We start from the raw sequence: 17,266 nt of genomic DNA, 5'->3' as shown, positions 1-17,266 counted from the left end.
ATTTCTTCATGCTTAACCATTCGTTTTGACAACATTTCAATGATCTCTTTAGTGTTTTCGAACCGACTTTTGTCAGTTCTATTGTTTAACTTTTAATTTTTCGGTAAAAATTTACCGAAGTATTGTTAAATATATGTCAATGTTGTCATGTCTTCCATTTTGAGTTTTGCTGTTGCCAAAGAATGCAAATCTTTAGCAGTCAAAGAATCAATCCTTTGGAGAACACGCTCCAATGAATCTTGTTTGCCATAGTGTAAAATACTTTTTGCAAAACTCAAGGTTGCATTTTCACGACTATCTTCAGCAATCATAAGCTGCCCTTTAACTTGCCTTTTGGCCGCAAGTAGTTCCTCTTCAGATATTGGATGAGCGATCAATTTGTCAAACTCTTGCTTGACCAAACGCTCTGCCTTTTCTGCATTTTCCCTTGCGCAAGCATAATAAATCGCAAGCATCCCTCCATCGGAATAGGCTGTATAAGATGACTCCACATTATAGACCAATCCATTGTGCTCACGTAATGCCATATTAAGTTTTGAGTTCATACCCGGACCACCCAATATATTTAGGAGTAGGCTGAGCCCTATTCTCTCGGGTTGATGCATGGAATAAGCTCTCGTACCCATCATGACATGATATTGATAGGTATCTCTTCTCCTCCTTTTATGTGTTGGAGTATAACAATGTTCATCAATAGGAATATGACTTATCGGGTCTTCAGAATGAGTATTTCCAAAGATCTGATTGGCAAGCTTTATGAGCTCAGTTTCATTGATATCGCCATTGATGAAAAAGATCATATTGTCCGGGCGATAATACTTCCTCATAAAGTCTCGTGCCATTTTAGCAGAAATGTGATTGACAGAACGCTCACTTCCCAATATGTTGTGACCCAGTGGAGTTTTGTCAAAGATCATATTCTCAAATTCATCATAGATAAACTCGCTTGGAGAATCTTTGTATGAATTGATCTCATCTATAATGACCGTTTTCTCTTTAGAAAGTTCTTCCTCAGGAAAACGACTATTCAGAACGATGTCCGAAAGAAGCCTAAAGATCCTTTTCCAATACTGACCGGGTAAGGCGGCATAAATAAAAGTTTCTTCCTTTGTTGTATAAGCATTAAGCTCAGCTCCAACCTCTTCTGCACGATTGATAATGTGAGTGCTTGTCCTCTTGGATGTTCCCTTAAACAGCATATGCTCGACAAGATGAGCAAGGCCATAAGAGGATTTTGATTCGTCCCTTGTACCGGCTCTTACGGCAAAGCCCATGTAAGTCACCAAACATTTTTCTGGTTTTACTGCTATTTTGAGCCCGGATTGAAGGGTGTGTATGTGATAATTCGTCATTATTTTCTCCTAAAAGTAGTGAGAGGTCAAATATAATCAATACTTTTGCAGTGCTAAAGAATAAAACATGTGAGTAAACTTTCATGTTTGAAGCTTGTCATATCATCGATAAATAGTATGATTGGCAGGCATTCTTGTTGCAAAAGGTAGACAAAGGTACAACAAAATGTCTATCGTTATTTGTTGAATAAAACGGGCAATTGCAAAGAAGACAGCCTCAAGAAAAAGTATTTTATGGATACAAAAACGAAGAAAAATTACACTGTTGAAGAGATTCTTAAATATGAGTCAGATGCCATATTGAGGATTCCTAAGACAAATGAATATGACAAAGCCGTTGGTTTGATCGTAGAATACGTACACAAACGTGGTGGAAGATTGATTACATCCGGTATGGGTAAGGCCGGGCAAATTGCAGCAAATATTGCTACGACATTTTGCTCAACCGGTACTCCATCTTACTTCTTACATCCAAGCGAAGCTCAACATGGCGATTTGGGTATAATTCGTCAGGGGGATATTATGTTGCTCGTTAGCAATTCGGGTAAGACAAGAGAAGTACTTGAGCTTGTTGATCTTGTTCATGGACTGGTAGAGAATATTCCACTTATTCTTATTACCGGCAATTCATCCGGTGATTTGGCCAAGGTGGTGGACGTATGTCTGTCAACCGGCAATCCGGACGAAGTATGTCCTTTGGGGCTTACACCAACTACAAGTACAACGATGATGACCGTCATAGGGGATTTGCTTGTCGTTAGGACAATGCAAGAAATCAACTTTGACTATCCCGATTATGCCAAAAGGCATCATGGAGGTTATTTAGGAAGCAAAAGCCGCGACTTGAGCAAATAACACAAAAGGAACTTCAAAGAGGAGTTCTTAATTTTTAACTTACATCATGAAGTGACAATGCTTGAAAGTGGAAGCAATGTCGCTTGTGGTGGCCCTTCGGATAACTTAGACTTTTGCACGTTAGTCATAGTTTATAGTTATGGTTGTGGAGCAATATTTAGCTCCATTTGAGTGTTTCAACCCTCTTTATATCCAGGTTAGAAAAAGATATGTGAGATGAGATACTCGATAGTAAGGATTGTCTTGTATATAGCCAACAAACGCTATCTCAACGACATAATTCAGAAAAAGCTTGTGATAAGCAATAGGGTATTGGAAGGGCACTAAATATTTATAAACGACATTGAAAAGCTTTCAAGAATTGGGGATCATCGATCCTCTACAGCGAGCCATTGAAGAAATTGGCTTCGAAAATCCTATGCCTGTACAAGAGGCAGTCATTCCTTATCTTATTGGAGAAGATATTGATCTTATAGCATTGGCTCAGACCGGGACCGGTAAGACCGCAGCATTTGGCTTGCCACTCCTTCAAAAGATAGCAGTCTGCAATATTGCACCAAACAGCAAATCTCCTGCAGCCTTGGTACTTAGTCCGACGCGTGAGTTATGCCTTCAGATTACAAATGATCTGATCAGCTATTCCAAGTATCTGGATAAAATTTCAGTAGTGCCGGTGTATGGTGGTGCTTCTATTGAGGTGCAAATCAAGTCTCTTAAAAGAGGCGTATCTGTAGTGGTTGCCACACCCGGAAGACTCGTAGACCTTCTCAATCGAGGAGCCATTACTTTGCAAGATACACATACTGTTGTATTGGATGAGGCTGACGAAATGCTGAATATGGGTTTTATGGAGAGTCTCAATGAGATTTTGAGTCATGTTCCTGACGAAAGACATATGCTTCTATTTTCTGCTACGATGCCTAAGGAGATTGGAAGTATAGCCAAAAGCTATATGCACAACTTCAAGGAAATTGTGGTAGGATCTCGCAATACAGCAAACGCCAATATCAAACATCAGTATTACCTGGTGGCGGCAAGACATAAGTATCTTGCACTAAAACGTATCGTGGATTATTATCCGGAGGTATATGGGATTGTATTTTGTCGAACTCGTGCAGAGACTCAAGATATTGCAGACAAATTGATACAGGACGGCTACAATGCCGATGCCCTTCACGGAGAACTTAGTCAGGCACAGAGAGACTATGTCATGCAAAAGTTTAGAATTGGACATATCAGACTCCTGATTGCTACTGATGTGGCAGCAAGAGGATTGGATGTGGACAATCTTACTCATGTGATTCATTATGGATTGCCCGACGAAGCCGAAAGCTACACACACCGATCCGGACGTACAGCAAGAGCCGGGCGTACAGGTCTCTCTATTGCAATCTGTCATAGTAGGGAAAAGTCAAAGATCAAGAATATTGAGAAAGTCATTGGCAGGGAGATAGAAAGACAATTTTTACCTAATGGTATGCAGGTGTGTGAGAAGCAACTATACAATCTTGCAAATCGCATCGAAAACGAAGTTCCCGAAGAAAATTCTGAAGGGATCGAGGCTATTATGCCGGGTATTATTCGCAAATTGGATTGGATTGAGAGAGAGGATCTGATCAGACGAATTGTCAGCATGGAGTTCTCTAAATTGTTAGATTATTATCGCACCACGCCAGAAATCGATGAAGCGGATCTTAGAGGACGTATTCCACATGAAAAAGGAGAAGGCAAAAGAGATCGAAAAAATGCTCGTGCAGAAGAGGGCATGAAACGACTTCGAATAAACTTTGGCAAATCTGACAAGCTCTTCCCCGACAAGCTCATCGAATTGGTTAATAGATGTTGTCCGGGGACAAGAATTAAGATTGGTAAGATCGATCTTTTTGCTCGTTTTGCCTTTTTTGATGTAGAAGAGAATGAGGCAGACACGGTCATCAATAGCATGAATGACTATGAAGTAGGTGGTAGACTCATCAATGTTGAATATGCAAATGAAGACTCCGGTCGTGAAGAAGGGCGAAGAAGAAAGTCCGGAAGAAATGGCAAAAGGGAGTTTAGGGATAGAGACTTTTCGTTTGCTCCTCCAAGAAATTCAAGAAAAGACCGTAAGAAGCGTGCGGACAAAAAAGGATCTAAAAAGGGGGATAAGAAGAAACCTTTCTACGAAAAGTTTTCCAAATAAGTAACAAGTTTGATTATTCCAAAGACCTGCTCAAACTTGCTATAGTCAGAAGGCTGTTGCAGTGTAAAAATAATAAAGGCTGTATCGAGTTAAGATCCGATACAGCCTTTATTGTTTTTAATATTGCTTATCAATTCAAAAGGATCATCATTTTACATCTACCTTGTAGATATAATCATGTCCAAATGACTTTACTTTGACGACATAAAGACCTTGAGGCAAAGTCGCATTACCCATATTGGCAACTATCCGTCCATTCATATCAAAGACTAAACATTCATCATATTGACCTGCTATGGAAAGACGATTTCCAATCATGGTTACAACAGGCTTTTGAAGTTCAGGGGTTTGACTTGATGTAGGTTCATAGTTATATCCAAAATCAACTGTCTTTGAGAATAAAACTCTGTGTCTAAAGTAGCTATCTGTAAATTCATCTCGATGATGAGTTCCAAATATTACAACCTTCATTTTGAGCTCATCCCAATTACCCGGAAGGATACCATAACCTCCTGAATATACAAATGTACCATCAGGATTGACTGTCATCTGTGTTCCAAAAGCTCCGGTCATAAAGATACGTGGAGCATCATCATGTCTATAATCGGGTGTACCATTAACCTGTTGTTCGGGCTCTATATCACTTTCAGTTAGCACAACATTTAAATATAAATCGTTAGGGTCTACACCTTTATAGATCTTACCATAAATTTCAATTTTGTTTCCACCCTTGAAAAGTACTTTGGTTATTTCTCCAAATTGTATTTCTCTCATTAATACCTTTTTTGCATAATCATAGAAATCATCACCCATAACGAAAGGATCACTCAATCTTTTCATCCTATATTGCCCCAAAGTTAATCTATCAATCGTTGTACCATGAGAAAAACCTCCGATGGTATTAAATAGGTATTCAGACAACTCTTGAGAGGGTTCGAGCGTAAGAAAATCCTTGAGATAACCGGCATGATGTCTGATCACACTTACATTATAACCATCTTTACGCAAAGATTCAATCGCAGCCTTAAATATAGGATAACGTTGAGCTGCATTCATGCTCATTTCGGTAACAAATTGTTCGATAAGAACATCTTTGACAGGTATAAATTTAGTATCATCCTTGACATTATAGAAAAAAGGAGTCATAGGCTGATCCAAAAGCTGTTTGTAACCATTGATAGTTGGCAATCTAAAAGCTGCATAAGTATCAAATCCAGCTTTTGGCGCTTTAAAATCAACCGGAACTTCCATCTCATTAGCCACAGGGATATTGGTCGTTGCATTAATATTTTGTTTTTCTCCATTTTCCAATGTTGCAACTAATCCGAGAGAGGTAATCTCTTTGGTTCCTATATTACGGACCTTAACTTTAATTTTCGTGCTTTCACCTGAACTAAGATAATGCGATCCATCGATATCTGTAATAGCAGCCATATGTTCAACATCCGGACCTTCAATACCGGCTATAGCCATTAGATTTCCATAATTGTTGTTGGTAATGTCTGCAACCTCCGGAGAATAACCAAGATCAAGGTAATCATCTGAATTCATATCTGCGAGATAGCTTGATGTCGGTATAGTAGTACTCAAGTCAAAAGCAAGAGGACGTAGCATTTCATTTGTAGAATGCACCATATAACCAAGACAGTTATCACCTCTAAGAGTCAAAGGTTTTGCAAGCTTTACTGTGTTCCAACCTTCCTTAATCTTAACATCCATAAGATAAGAGACTATGAAATTGCCATCCAAAACAACGAAAGCTCCATGCTCGTCATCAGCTAACGAATAAAAAGAAAACCAAGAAAGCTTATGATCAGAGCTCAAGGGAGGAAGACGCATGAAAGCCATAAGCCTTGTGGGAGTATTAGTTCCCACACCTGCACCTAATCTGTAAGGATTAGAATGACGATCGCAATAACTAAATCCATCCGTCGGAGCTGATGTAGGAGCCTCAGAACGAAAAGACTGTCTCTGTCCACAATTGTAAAATTTTTGAGCATTGATGGTCAAAAAAAATAAGGACATGATTAAAAGTAATGTCGTTTTTCTCATTTTATTATAATTATAGTTTGTAATTTGTTGCCTAACATTATGAGATTTACAATGTAAAACAATCTACTTCTTCAATTTAAGAAGGAAACATACAGTTCTGCTGTGTTATTTGATTAATGATAATCTTTTCGTGGCGAAATATAGTAATAATAACTTATATATAGGTCTCCACCTTGAAAAAAATAGTCAAACATAATAGATCCCTTTTATGGTTTTTGGAATTAAGTTTCTATTAAAACAGATTTGAACTATAAGAGACTGAATGATTCAACTAACTCATATTGTTTACTTTAAACTTTAATATACTTCCATAGACAGTTATTTTTTCAGCATCAATTGAGATAAAAAAACTCATACAACCAATTTGCAAAATAAATCTAAATAGCTTCTATTATTATTCTTCATGATGTTGTTTTTAATGAAATTTGCTACTTTTAGGTCATCGAAGAGAGAATTATTCAAAATAAAATTGCAAATATTAGTTTAGTATTGTCTTCAATAACTAAGAATATACTTCAAATATGTAAAGTAATATATTAACTATGTGGTGTTCTGTTATTCCATATATGCTGCTATCTCCAATCTTATATACTGGTATGACACAAGAAATTAACTTGTTAAATTATACTAATAATTCTGCCGTCTATGAATATATAGACCATCCCCAATCGATAGCAATCAACTCAATGGATCCAAAGCTTCGAATGAATTATCGTGCAAAGGATATTTATGGCAATGAGTACGACCTTCAGGAGATACTAAACTCTGGAAAACATCTTCTAATAGACTTTTCTGTAGTTTGGTGTGCTCCTTGCTGGAGCATCCATAAGAGTGGCATTCTTGAAGAGATACAAGAGAAGTATAAAGACGATATTTTAGTATTGTGGGTAGAAGCAGAAGGTGCCAATCTATCTGCTATACAAGGAAAAGAAAATTCAACCGGTGGCAAACCTTCCAAGGGGGATTGGACCGATGAAGGGAAAAGTATAATTCCCATCATCTCGGATAAAAACATGATGACATCACTCGGGGTTGCAGATGACGGATATCCAACACTGGCATTTATCGATCTTAACGGCCGCTATAAGATTGTCAATTCTGAATTGAAACACTTCGATCGAGTGATGGCTCAATCCCTAAAAAGAGACAAAAAACCATTGATATTGTCAGTGGATCAGCCTAATCCAATAGCACATTTCACGGCTCAATTTGGTGTAAAATATAAATCGATGGGAGATCATCCCAAGATTACTTGGAATTTTGAAGGAGTGGGTGAGTATGAAGGTGAGCAAGTTGAAGTCATCTTCAAAAATAGTGGATTGATAAAATACACACTTACTATTGACGATACTCCTTATAAAACTGTGTATAATGGAAAGGTACGGGTCGGAAAGACCACTCTCATAAGCCAACTACCATATAAAGAAGATTTCGAAAATCCACAAGGGTACAATAGCCTTGACTTAGACAATGACGGATATGGATGGATGATGCTTAATCGTATTGAAAAAAATGGAATTGCCAATTTGCCTCAAGAGTTATTGTCTACCTTCTCTCACAGTGGAAAAAATAGCATGATTTCATGGTCTGCAATACCTCAAAATGATAATGGAGTATTGGCAAAAGAAAAAGCTCTCACAACAAACGACTGGCTCATTTCTCCACAAATACAGATTCCAAATGACGGTAAGGAATATGAATTGTCCTTTTATGGCGCAAGCGCAAGCGAAGGAAGAGATATGGATCAAATATCAGTGTGGGTTTCGACTACCGGTGTTACACCAAAAGATTTTAGTCAGAAACTTATAGATGATACCATATTAGAACCAGATAAAGAAAGTGCAAACATCTGGCGCAAATATTCAGCCAGTCTTAAAAAGTTTGCGGGAGAAAAGATTTTTATTGCATTCAAACACGAGGATAAGAATCGAATGGCAGCACTAATTGATGATATTACAATCAAAAACACTAATGATACTCATTCAAAAGAACTGCATAATCAATCACCATTTTCGGTGATACAATGCAATGGAAAAGTTGTAGTTGAAGGGAATTCAACCATTCGCGTCAGACTTATTGACATTTCCGGAAAAATCATTGTAGAGTCAGAAGGTAAAAATGAAGTCTCATTATCTACCACTAACTTACCTCAAAGTGTATATATATTGGAAATTTCTAATTGCGATGCAGAGAATTATCAGTACAAGATTATTCTTTGACCAAGAAACTATTTTCAACTAACTTGATTGTTAAACAAGGTAAGAAGATCGTTGTAGAAGGACTCAATTGTTATTGTATAGAAATTAAGTTTAATTGCATTTAAATATTTATCCAATGAAAAGAATTACTCGATTACTAACCCTTTGTGTTGCTACCACTTCGTTATTAATAGGAGAAAGTGGGGATATTGTTGCCGCATCGGAAACTCAAAATAACAAGCAGGTGGTGCAAAATGAATTTAGAACGGAGCAAAAGGCAAAGCCAATCATTTGGAATAAATTGAAAAAAGTTGATTATTCTTTCTCCGATATACAAGGAAAAGAATACAACATCAAACAACTCCTTGACAGTGGTAAAAGAGTGCTTATTGTCGGAATAAATCTTTGGACTTCTGAATGTTGGGATGTTCATGAACAGCACATACTGGGCGAATTCAATAAAAAGTATTCCGACGAATTACAAATCATCATTGTAGATATTGATGGCGATGCTCCCGATAAAATAATGAATAGCAATAATGATTGGACAGATGGAGGAAAATATCCGTTTCCTATAGTCTCCTCAACTCAGTTAATGGATGATTTAGGACTCAAATACAAGAATATGCCATTCTTTATGCTGATCGACTTCGGTGGAAACTACTTTGATGCGACACAGAAAATTTGGAAAGATGAAATCTCCAGTGAAAATATCCTAAAGGCATTTAGCGAAGTGATGGACAGTGCCTTGAAGCCTGATGATATTCCTGAAATTAACGATATTCGCTTTGGTGGTTACAGAAAAAACACTCCTATCAACCTAAAAGCTTATGTCAGGAGTGCGGATTATTCTGTAAATTACATTTGGAATATTGAGGGCTCATCTCAAGATAGTTATAATGAAGAAAGTCCCAATGTAACTTGGAAAGAAGCCGGTATCTATAAGGTGACTCTTCATGTAAAGGATAAAAATGGAGAGGCTGTTTTTCGACGTAATATTGTAATCAATGATGATGATAAAATTGCCTTCTTCCCTTATTTGAGAGATTTTGAAAGCCCTCTTAATGGTTGGACTTCTATTGATAAGGACAAAGATGGATATGATTGGATTCTATTCAATACTGTGATGTCCAAAGCCACATATTTCTGGCAAGACAATGTAGCCAGAAGCTATGTGCACAGTGGTGTTGAATGTATGTCTTCTTGGTCATACTATCCGATGAAATACAATGAGAAAACCTATGATTATGATGGGAAAAATCTTAATACAGACAATTGGCTAATAACACCTCAGATAAAGTTGCCGACGGATGGATTCCCTGTACTGGATTTCTATATTAAAAGCTATGGAAGTGAAGGAGTTGATCCCAATACAGGGAAAGATTATTCATTCAAAGATAGCTTTGCATTATGGGTTTCAACAGGAAGTAATAAAGCAACTGAAGATTTTAAAGATAATGTCATTCCTCTGACACTTGTCAAAACCAATGAATACAAAGGAATTGCGTGGTATGCTTATTCGATAGATCTTTCTAAATATAAAGGACAAAGTATTTATATCGCTTGGCAACACAAATCAAAGTCTAAATATGGACTCCTTTTGGATGACATTAAGCTGAGTATTTCAGACAAACCTTTGTCAAATAACGTAATCGATGGATTGAAAAATATTCAAATTACAATAGATGGAGATACAGTGAACGTAATGGATGAAGACATTAGTTCATTAGAAATTTTCGATATTCAAGGAAAAATAATGACAATGGAAAATAAGAATACCTGTTCAATCCATCTAAATCCGGGTATTTATATTGTAAGAGTCAAAACATCTCATGGACAATATATCTCTAAGAAAATAATAGTAAAATAGAAGTCAATGTCTTGATAACTATTTGTTTATAAATAGATTACTTTTATTAGTTTCCGCTAATAGTTTCATAAATAAAACAAAATAAGGGCTGAGATTTCTTGTGAAACTCAGCCCTTTATGGTTACCTTTTGAAATTAGACATAAAAGGACATAACCATGGTTAAAGCAGTATCGCTGCGAGCCTTCTGCTGAACGTCAATCCCCTTGGTTTTTTCGAGCCAGCCTGACGGATGAGAAAAACAATTGAATGAAATGATTAATTTTGACTCAAAGATAAACTTCAATTACACACTTTTAGGGATACTAACACTTTTGGGGATACTACCATAATCATGGTTAAACCCAGATTTGTCGTTAGATGGCAGATTCTAATGACCGTCATTAGAGATTATTACTCTTAATGCATTATATATCATCGTTTTATAATCCTATAAAATGATTCTTATCTACTAAATTTCTCCGCCATTTTGGTGAGATGTGATAAAGGGAAAAAGGGCTTTGAATATTTGAGTGTATGTGATACTCCGATGTTCTATCGACATTTTTGGGTTAAAAGCAGTATTCTTTGTCAGATAGTAACAAAAGAGACAGCCGACAAGCTAATAATTTGATTTGTCGATTGTCTCTTTTTTATGAATATGATATTTAGACTATATGAGCTGTTTAAAAATCCATCATCTATACTTTACCGAGTCTTTCTCTATATGAATGGACAATGGCTTTGGCTGCACGGAGCGAACAACCATCGGCTCCTATCTTTTGCCTTAATTGGTTGTATCCTTCATGTTGTTGATCTCGACCCTTATGACCCGGTAAAATATCAAAAAGATGTGATTTGATATTACTTACGGTACATTTTGCTCCAAGTAATTCAGGAACAACTTCTCTATCTGTTACCAAATTAACCAAACTAAAATAACTGATTGGAAAGAAGTTGTCAAAAATAAAATTGAGTAATCTTCCTCCTACCGATTTATAACAAACCACTTGAGGACATCCAATTAGGCCGGTTTCGAGTGTCGCTGTCCCACTGGTTACCAGAGCTGCAGTGGCTAATTGAAGAAGTTTGTAAGTTGAATCGAATATAACCTCTATCTGAAAGCCATTTTTAGCCTTGAGATATGGCTTGTAACTGTCCATTGTAAGCCCTGGAGCTCCGGCAATGACAAATCTGTAGTCTTTGTAAGCCTCTGCAACTTCAAGCATTAGAGGCAGATTATCTTTGAGCTCTTGCTTGCGACTACCGGCAAGTAATGCAATTATAGGTCGAGAATCTTCTTTTTGATTTGGTAAGATCGAGTAATCGGGTTTCTTTCCCAAAACATCATTTAATGCATCCATACAAGGATTGCCAACATAAATTGTTTGCATTGGATGGCCTGCAAAATAATGCTCTTCAAAAGGTAAAATACTCAATCCCAAGTCAGTAAATTTACATAGCTTTTTCATCCGCCACCTTCTCCATGCCCATACCTTAGGTAATATATAATAGGCAACAAAGATCTTTTCTTGAGCAGCGAATGGAAGGATATATTTCATATTGAAACCTCCGTAGTCTACCGGAATAATAATGTCCGGCTTAAACTTCGTTATCTCATCCCTTATGAACTTTGCTGTTTTGCGTATAGTTCCTAAATGCATAAGAACTTGAATGATGCCCATAAAGGCCATATCTCGATAATGAACTACCGGAGCGTGTCCGGCAGCACTGGCCATAAGGTCTCCTCCCATAAATGAGAACTCAGCTTCCGGATCCTCTACTTTGAGAGCCTTGATTAGATTTGAGGCATGTAGATCGCCTGAAGCCTCTCCTGCTATGATAAAATACTTCATACTAATCAGCTGGATAAGAATCTCTTAGTTGATCCAAATATCGATAATTGGTCAAATCCGTCTGGATTGGAACTAATGTGGCATATCCCTCGTTAAGATATTCCATATCACCTTTTTGGTGAGGGACATTGGAAACTTGATACCCACTCATCCAATAATGCTTATGTCCGGAAGGGCTTTCGACAACAACATATTCTTTGATAAATCGACCATTTGTTTGTTGGCAGATTTTTAATCCTTTAGGTTCACCGATAGGTATATTCAAACTGAGAATAGTAAAAGGAGGCAAAGGATTGTTTAGGATAAACTTAGCTGCTTGCAAAGCATATTTGATAGAATAAGAGAAATCGACACCACCTTTGAAACTCATATAAGAGACTGCTAAGGTGGGAATTCCTTCAACTGCGCCCTCAAGTGCAGCACCTATTGTCCCGGAATATAGAACACATATGCCATCGTTGCGACCATGATTGATACCGGAAATCAGAAGGTCCGGCTTTTCATCAGCAAAGATTGTATTGAGTGCAAGCTTAACACAATCTACCGGAGTACCGGAAGAGGTATAAACCTCGACACCCGGTAATTCGTCTTTTAAATTTTTTAGAGAAAGGGGTACTAAAGAGGTGATAGAGCCCGATGCACCCGAACGAGGTCCGTCGGGTGCCAGTATTGTAACATCTCCAAGCTCAGTAAATGCCATTGCCAATTCACGGATTCCCTGAGCTTGAAATCCATCATCATTAGTTATTAGAATCTTTTTTCTTATCATAAAATATTTTCAGGGACAATGCTGTCCAGTGTAACTTTAAATCGCAGAGCAGAGTAGGGTTGGATACTTCCATTTCTTTGATCTCCGTAGGCTAATATCCATGGTACAACAAATTCGGTCTCGTCTCCTACTACCATATTCTGAAGTGCCATAGCAAAGCCTTCAACCACACTCTTACTTCCTCGATTCATTTCAAATAGAGCAGGCTTTAGCTGCCCAAAATTGCCGTCAAGCTTAGTCCCATTAACCAATTGATATGTTTCATAATGAACATACACACGACTCGTTGAAATGGGATGAACTTTGCCATCGCCATTTTTTAGCCAATTCATGTAAATATAAGAGGTAACACCATCGACGCCTACTTTTTTAAATCCAGGCTTTTTGGCATAGGATTCGAATGCTTCGTCATTCTCTGCACGCCACTTAAGTAAAGAGTCTGTGCTTTTTTTGCAAGAGACTATCGATAGCCCCATTAGTGCTAATACTATGGTCGGAGCTATTGCTCTACGCAATCTTTTTCTTAGAAAACTGCTCATTGTTTAGAAACTGTTTTGAATTTATTGAAAAGAAAATATAAGAGTCCGAATTTGAAACGATTCGAATTGTTTGAAGACTGTCCCAGCTACTTTTAGTCTAAATGTCTTGCAAATAATCTGTTATATGCTTCAATTTGTAGAATATTAGGAACCGGCAAAGTCTTTCCAAACAATCTCGATATGAACCCAAACAGCTTCTTATTCGTTATCTATTTTCTTCAGAAGCGCTTTCATATTAACCTTGGCATCCACAATATCGTGAATCTCTGAGATTTTTATACGCTTCTGTTCCATTGTATCACGGTCACGCAAGGTTACAGTACCATCTTCCAATGTTTGGTGATCGACCGTAACGCAATAAGGTGTACCAATTGCATCTTGGCGACGATATCTTTTACCAATAGAGTCTTTTTCATCATATTGGCAAGAAAAGTCAAAGCGAAGATCTTTTATAATCTCTTCGGCCTTTTCGGGTAGACCATCTTTTTTAACGAGAGGCATTACAGCCAACTTGACCGGAGCCAAAGGAGCCGGGAACTTGAGCACAACTCTCGTTTCGCCATTAGATGTCTGTTCTTCTGTGTATGCTGCTGAAAGGATAGAGAGAAACATTCTATCAAGACCAATAGAAGTTTCAATGACATAAGGAGTATAGTTTTTATTCAGTTCAGGATCGAAGTATTGCATCTTCTTTCCGCTAAACTCTTCATGACGTTTTAAGTCAAAATCTGTACGGCTATGAATTCCTTCTACCTCTTTAAAGCCAAAAGGCATGTCATATTCAATATCTGTTGCGGCATTGGCATAGTGAGCCAACTTCTCATGGTCGTGGAAACGATACTTTTCTTTTCCAAAACCAAGTGCTAAGTGCCAGCTAATACGTGTTTTCTTCCACTTTTCGAACCAAGACAACTCTTCACCTGGACGTACAAAGAATTGCATTTCCATTTGTTCAAATTCCCTCATACGGAAAATAAATTGTCTGGCTACAATCTCATTTCTAAAAGCTTTTCCTATCTGAGCAATCCCAAAAGGTACTTTCATACGTCCTGTTTTTTGGACATTTAAGAAATTAACAAAGATTCCTTGAGCTGTTTCCGGACGCAAATAGACTTTCATTGATCCTTCCGAAGTTGACCCCATCTCGGTAGCAAACATCAGATTAAATTGACGAACCTCAGTCCAATTCCTTGTACCGCTGATAGGACATACGATTTCACAGTCAATAATAATTTGTCTAAGCTCTTCCAGATTATTGTCATTTAGGGCTTTTGCAAATCTTGCATGTACCTGTTCGTACTTTTCTTTGTTTTTCAATACCCTGGGATTGGTGCTTCTAAACATTGCTTCATCGAAACTATCACCAAATCTTTTCTTCGCTTTTTGGACTTCTTTGTCCATTTTTTCTTCGATTTTGGCAAGATAATCTTCGATCAGAACGTCTGCACGATATCTTTTCTTCGAATCTTTATTGTCAATCAAAGGGTCATTGAATGCATCAACATGACCGGAAGCTTTCCAGATCTTGGGATGCATAAAAATAGCCGAGTCAATACCAACAACATTAGGATTGAGAAGAGTCATAGCCTCCCACCAATAGCGTTTAATGTTGTTTTTCAACTCAGAACCATACTGTCCATAATCATACACTGCACCCAATCCATCATATATTTCTGATGAAGGGAATACAAATCCGTATTCTTTGCAGTGCGATACAATTTTCTTGAATATATCGTCTTGTGCCATAATTAATTAATGGATCAATGTTTCACGAACGATCTCTCCTACAGTCGGATGAGGGAATATAATACGCAAAAGTTCATCTCCCTTCATTCCACTTTGGATCGCCATCGTGGCAACAATTATTATTTCGCTTGAAGGATTACCCAACATGTGACAACCTAATATATGATTGTCTTCACTTACCAAAATCTTGCAAACTCCGTTGACGCCTTCATTTTCTGCGATGAAACGTCCGGCAAAAGCCATTGGTTTTTGAAGTACCTTGTAAGCAATTCCTTCTGATTTCAATTTTTCTTCTGTATAGCCGACGCCTGCAATTTCAGGATTGGTATAAACCACCGCAGGTACGGCATTGTAAGACATCTTATCATCTTCCTTCCCTAAGATGTGATTGATTGCAACTTCTGCTTCACGAATGGCTGTATGTGCAAGAAGGGAAAATCCTGTCACATCTCCTGCTGCGTAAACACCTTTTTGGGATGTACGCATAAATTCATCTACAGCTACTCCTCGTCCCTTCATTTCAAGTTGAAGTGAATCGAATGAACTGGTCACCGGACGACGGCCTACACTCATTAGGATGCGATCGGCCTCAATAAAGCTTGTAGCTCCCTCAAACTCAACTTCCACACCTTCGTTAGATACGGCACAAACCTTGTGGCGTAGCATAAATTTGATGCCCTTTTTCTCATATATCGCTCTAAGTTGTGCTGCCAATTCCGGATCCATTCCATTGATAATCTCGGGAAGCATTTCAATGACCGTTACATCAACTCCAATACTATTGTAGAAAGAGGCAAACTCCATTCCGATAACTCCGCCACCAATGATAGCTATCTTTTTGGGGGCCTCTTTGGCGTTCAATGCTTCACGACTTGTCCAGAAATCTGTGTTTTCTACCCCTTTGATAGGTGGAACAAAAGTTTCACTCCCGGTTGCAATCAGAAGATTCTTACAAATTAACTCTTCATTTTCAGCTATTAATGTAATCGTACCATCAGCATTTACACCTTTTACAGTAGCTTCTTTATCCAAAACCTCAACTCCGGCCTCTCTCATTTTTCCCTTAACTCCGGCTACTAATTTGCGAACAACCTTCGTTTTGCGAACTATGATTTTCTTAAGATCGGCACCTTCTGCATTTGCATTTATTCCATACTTATCTGCATGATTGGCATAATCAAATACTTTAGCAGAGTAGAGTAGGGTCTTTGTCGGTATACAACCCTCATTAAGACATACACCTCCGAGAGTATTCTTCTCAATAAGTAAAGTTTTCAAACCATTCATTGCAGCTTTTTCTGCTGCAGAATAACCGGCAGGACCGCCACCTAAAATGATTACATCGTATAGCATAATACTTTTTTGTTGTTACCCGGCAGTATTGTACCACGCGGGATATGTGTTGTTATCTAAAATGTTGGAAGCTGATTCTAACTCTCATAAATGCCTTTCATCACACATCGAAAGATGTTGGAAAAATGCATCTTTAGACGAGAGACAAAAAGTCTTCCTACTAATGTGCAAAGATAATCAGAGTAAGCGACACTTCCACCAGAAAGTGGAATAAACCTCAAAATGCCATTTGCTGATGTTGGACAAAAGCAACTGATTTGAGGTTGTAAGTCTTTGGAGTATTTAATGTCAGTGCTTTAGATAACTAAAGAATCATCTTAAAGGAATTTGAAAAGAAAATAAGGTAGAAACTTGTAAAGACTAAATACACTCTATCTATTGTTCCAAAGTTGCGATACTGTCCCAAAAAAGTGTGTAAGACCCAAGACTATTATCTTTGAAATTACAAACTAAAAAACGATAAAAAGCATGAACCTTACACAAGTACAAATTAAAGAAATTATTTCGAATTGTCTGT

At 37.7% G+C, this 17,266-nt stretch carries 11 protein-coding genes; 4 read left to right on the top strand and 7 right to left on the bottom strand.

The annotated features are described in order from the left end of the window. Positions 1-125: 125 nt before the first annotated feature. Positions 126-1,352 carry a M16 family metallopeptidase gene (locus tag ACFO3G_RS06390; RefSeq protein WP_380079089.1) on the bottom strand — a complete coding sequence of 409 codons (1,227 nt, stop codon included), beginning with the start codon at positions 1,350-1,352 and terminating at the stop codon, positions 126-128. A 234-nt stretch (positions 1,353-1,586) separates the two neighbouring features. On the opposite strand from ACFO3G_RS06390, the gene ACFO3G_RS06385 reads away from it, so the two are divergent. Together ACFO3G_RS06385 and ACFO3G_RS06380 are read left to right on the top strand one after the other, a co-directional pair. Next, a complete protein-coding gene (locus ACFO3G_RS06385; RefSeq protein ID WP_380079087.1) occupies positions 1,587-2,207 on the top strand; it encodes an SIS domain-containing protein in 621 nt (206 codons plus the stop codon). Positions 2,208-2,550: 343 nt separating this feature from the next. Continuing rightward, entirely contained in the window at positions 2,551-4,389 is a 1,839-nt protein-coding gene (locus tag ACFO3G_RS06380; RefSeq protein ID WP_380079085.1) for a DEAD/DEAH box helicase, read from the top strand. Positions 4,390-4,536: 147 nt separating this feature from the next. Here the strand turns inward: ACFO3G_RS06380 and ACFO3G_RS06375 are convergent, their stop codons facing one another. Further along, positions 4,537-6,414: a hypothetical protein gene (locus ACFO3G_RS06375; protein ID WP_380079083.1), complete on the bottom strand. Its 1,878-nt coding sequence runs from the start codon at positions 6,412-6,414 to the stop codon at positions 4,537-4,539. 623 nt (positions 6,415-7,037) lie between these two features. Here ACFO3G_RS06375 and ACFO3G_RS06370 point away from each other — a divergent pair. Together ACFO3G_RS06370 and ACFO3G_RS06365 are read left to right on the top strand one after the other, a co-directional pair. Further along, positions 7,038-8,660, top strand: coding sequence for a choice-of-anchor J domain-containing protein (locus tag ACFO3G_RS06370; RefSeq protein ID WP_380079081.1), 1,623 nt, complete (start codon positions 7,038-7,040; stop codon positions 8,658-8,660). A 115-nt stretch (positions 8,661-8,775) separates the two neighbouring features. Next, positions 8,776-10,509, top strand: a complete 1,734-nt coding sequence (locus ACFO3G_RS06365) for a choice-of-anchor J domain-containing protein (RefSeq protein ID WP_380079079.1) — start codon at positions 8,776-8,778, stop codon at positions 10,507-10,509. Positions 10,510-11,187: 678 nt separating this feature from the next. On the opposite strand, the gene lpxB is transcribed toward ACFO3G_RS06365, so the two are convergent. From lpxB to lpdA, 5 genes are all read right to left on the bottom strand, one after another. After that, on the bottom strand, positions 11,188-12,342 hold the full coding sequence (gene lpxB / locus ACFO3G_RS06360) for a lipid-A-disaccharide synthase (RefSeq protein WP_380079077.1): 1,155 nt from the start codon (positions 12,340-12,342) through the stop codon (positions 11,188-11,190). Between the two features lies 1 nt (position 12,343). After that, positions 12,344-13,111 (bottom strand): 5'/3'-nucleotidase SurE, encoded by a 768-nt coding sequence (gene surE, locus ACFO3G_RS06355; protein WP_380079075.1) that lies wholly within the window; start codon positions 13,109-13,111, stop codon positions 12,344-12,346. Then, positions 13,108-13,650, bottom strand: a complete 543-nt coding sequence (locus ACFO3G_RS06350) for an FKBP-type peptidyl-prolyl cis-trans isomerase (protein WP_380079073.1) — start codon at positions 13,648-13,650, stop codon at positions 13,108-13,110. The genes surE and ACFO3G_RS06350 overlap by 4 nt, the downstream gene beginning before the upstream one ends. 198 nt (positions 13,651-13,848) lie before the next feature. Beyond that, the gene (locus tag ACFO3G_RS06345) at positions 13,849-15,396 is read right to left on the bottom strand and encodes a glycine--tRNA ligase (RefSeq protein WP_380079071.1); all 1,548 of its coding nucleotides are present in this window, start codon (positions 15,394-15,396) and stop codon (positions 13,849-13,851) included. A 6-nt stretch (positions 15,397-15,402) separates the two neighbouring features. Beyond that, positions 15,403-16,749 (bottom strand): dihydrolipoyl dehydrogenase, encoded by a 1,347-nt coding sequence (lpdA, locus tag ACFO3G_RS06340; RefSeq protein ID WP_380079069.1) that lies wholly within the window; start codon positions 16,747-16,749, stop codon positions 15,403-15,405. Positions 16,750-17,266 lie beyond the last annotated feature (517 nt).

The sequence above is a fragment of the Falsiporphyromonas endometrii genome, from assembly GCF_042654485.1.
GTDB classification, from domain to species: domain Bacteria; phylum Bacteroidota; class Bacteroidia; order Bacteroidales; family Porphyromonadaceae; genus Porphyromonas; species Porphyromonas endometrii.
Note: the sequence above shows the minus strand (reverse complement) of the source record. Positions and strands in the feature narration are given on the sequence as shown.

Bases quoted from the DNA above. Each gene is read 5' to 3' on its own strand.
- ACFO3G_RS06390 (WP_380079089.1), bottom strand. From the start codon at position 1,352: ATGACGAATTATCACATACACACCCTTCAATCCGGGCTCAAAATAGCA.
- ACFO3G_RS06385 (WP_380079087.1), top strand. From the start codon at position 1,587: ATGGATACAAAAACGAAGAAAAATTACACTGTTGAAGAGATTCTTAAA.
- ACFO3G_RS06375 (WP_380079083.1), bottom strand. From the start codon at position 6,414: ATGTCCTTATTTTTTTTGACCATCAATGCTCAAAAATTTTACAATTGT.
- ACFO3G_RS06370 (WP_380079081.1), top strand. From the start codon at position 7,038: ATGACACAAGAAATTAACTTGTTAAATTATACTAATAATTCTGCCGTC.
- ACFO3G_RS06365 (WP_380079079.1), top strand. From the start codon at position 8,776: ATGAAAAGAATTACTCGATTACTAACCCTTTGTGTTGCTACCACTTCG.
- lpxB (WP_380079077.1), bottom strand. From the start codon at position 12,342: ATGAAGTATTTTATCATAGCAGGAGAGGCTTCAGGCGATCTACATGCC.
- surE (WP_380079075.1), bottom strand. From the start codon at position 13,111: ATGATAAGAAAAAAGATTCTAATAACTAATGATGATGGATTTCAAGCT.
- ACFO3G_RS06350 (WP_380079073.1), bottom strand. From the start codon at position 13,650: ATGAGCAGTTTTCTAAGAAAAAGATTGCGTAGAGCAATAGCTCCGACC.
- ACFO3G_RS06345 (WP_380079071.1), bottom strand. From the start codon at position 15,396: ATGGCACAAGACGATATATTCAAGAAAATTGTATCGCACTGCAAAGAA.
- lpdA (WP_380079069.1), bottom strand. From the start codon at position 16,749: ATGCTATACGATGTAATCATTTTAGGTGGCGGTCCTGCCGGTTATTCT.